The sequence below is a fragment of the Streptomyces sp. NPDC002055 genome (assembly GCF_040296705.1).
In the GTDB taxonomy this organism is placed as follows: Bacteria; Actinomycetota; Actinomycetes; order Streptomycetales; family Streptomycetaceae; genus Streptomyces.
This window is the reverse complement of sequence record NZ_JBEOXS010000150.1, coordinates 1-1,371: the sequence shown is the minus strand read 5'-3', so window position 1 is coordinate 1,371 and position 1,371 is coordinate 1. Positions and strand designations below refer to the sequence as shown.

Below are 1,371 nucleotides of genomic sequence, written 5' to 3'. Positions count from 1 at the left end.
GCTAGCAATTTTCAGCAATAGCGGAAAATTGCTAGCCTATGACTAAACTAAACACCGCAATCATGCAAAGCAAGCAGTCTAAACCGTACTATCATAAAATCATTCTTGATTTACTCGTACAGCTTACGACAAGCGGAAAATATCGCAGTCTGACGAGCTTTAAACAGTCAGGCGATAAATTAACCGCAGAACAAAAAGAAATGCTTAGGCGCTATACTGACAGCATTATCTTACTGTTAGAAATAGGCATGGCGTTTCATGAAATTAAACAATTTTTAGTAAATTAAAAAGCCCTCGCAGGCAAATGGAGGTTCTAATGGAACAAGTAAAAACAATTAATCATCTTGGGCAAGTAGTTTATCAAGAGTCAGTTGAATTTTATAAAGAAAAGCTCTCAGTTTACTCAAAAGATTTTCTTCAAAATTCGCTCATTCCTCAGTTATATGAATGGTCAAATGCTTATAAAGCAGCAGTTGAACTGACAAAATAAAAAGCCCGATTGGGCTAGGAGGTGGAAAATGGATATTATCGAAGCAACGAAAAAATCAGTAGAACTCAACAAAGCTATTTATCGAAAATCTCATCAAAGCACTATGTATTTACCAACCGACACGGCGGATTGTTGCTTAATGTTTGGAATGGGAGAAAATAAAAAAAGGTCAGAACGTTTATCGGTTCGTTGGAATCCGAAGCAGTCTGACCTACTAGCTAATGACTGGACGTTAGAAAATTAAACTCTTAAGTTTAATGATAGAATCTAAGATTTTGTTAAAGTCTTTTGCAAATCTGTTTTCCATTTCAACAATTGATTTATTTGTTAAAAATATTTGAGTTGCAGTGTTGTTTCCATAAGTACAGTCTAAAAACCCCTGAGTATCTAGCTCCATTATAGAGTTATAAAAATCATCGTAAAGCATTTCTGAAAACAACTCATCATAAACAAATTGTGCATACTTGAATTCTTTAGCTTGAATTTTAGAAATTCCATTGTTACTTCTATCTAAATACTCTTTATAAAGAGTTTGCAAAACAAATTTCGTTTCATTGGTTAATTCATCCATAACACTCCCCCTTTCTATAAACATTGAATACAAAAACTAATGCCTTAGAATTGTAAACGTTTATATTATACACCCAGTTTACTACCGAAAACAAGAAAGGTCATAAAAATGTGGGACAAAATCAAACAACAATTAGACAAACAAGGCATAACCGAGTACCGCCTTGCCAAAATGACAGGCATAAGCCCTCAGCAGTTACACCAAATTAAAAAACGCAATACAAAAAACCCGAAATGGCTCACAGTCGTTAAGATTGCGGAGGCATTAGGAGTTAGTTTAGATGAATTTAAATAATCGTACAAAAAAAGCC

Annotated in this window: 5 protein-coding genes; 4 read left to right on the top strand and 1 reads right to left on the bottom strand. The window is 34.1% G+C overall.

Annotated elements, in window-relative coordinates:
- Positions 1-62 precede the first annotated feature (62 nt).
- Genes ABT112_RS35170 through ABT112_RS35160 form a run of 3 tightly spaced genes read left to right on the top strand, consistent with a single transcriptional unit; the run spans position 63 to position 734 of the window.
- Positions 63-287, top strand: a complete 225-nt coding sequence (locus ABT112_RS35170) for a hypothetical protein (RefSeq protein ID WP_351515830.1) — start codon at positions 63-65, stop codon at positions 285-287.
- Between the two features lie 29 nt (positions 288-316).
- Positions 317-490, top strand: a complete 174-nt coding sequence (locus tag ABT112_RS35165) for a putative transcriptional regulator (RefSeq protein WP_014573167.1) — start codon at positions 317-319, stop codon at positions 488-490.
- Between the two features lie 28 nt (positions 491-518).
- Positions 519-734 (top strand): Thoeris anti-defense Tad2 family protein, encoded by a 216-nt coding sequence (locus ABT112_RS35160; protein ID WP_312257948.1) that lies wholly within the window; start codon positions 519-521, stop codon positions 732-734.
- On the opposite strand, the gene ABT112_RS35155 is transcribed toward ABT112_RS35160, so the two are convergent.
- The gene (locus tag ABT112_RS35155) at positions 723-1,061 is read right to left on the bottom strand and encodes a hypothetical protein (protein ID WP_312257949.1); all 339 of its coding nucleotides are present in this window, start codon (positions 1,059-1,061) and stop codon (positions 723-725) included. The genes ABT112_RS35160 and ABT112_RS35155 overlap by 12 nt on opposite strands.
- Positions 1,062-1,169: 108 nt before the next feature.
- Here ABT112_RS35155 and ABT112_RS35150 point away from each other — a divergent pair, with 108 nt between their 5' ends.
- Positions 1,170-1,355, top strand: a complete 186-nt coding sequence (locus ABT112_RS35150) for a helix-turn-helix domain-containing protein (protein WP_003131971.1) — start codon at positions 1,170-1,172, stop codon at positions 1,353-1,355.
- The last annotated feature ends 16 nt before the right edge of the window (positions 1,356-1,371 follow it).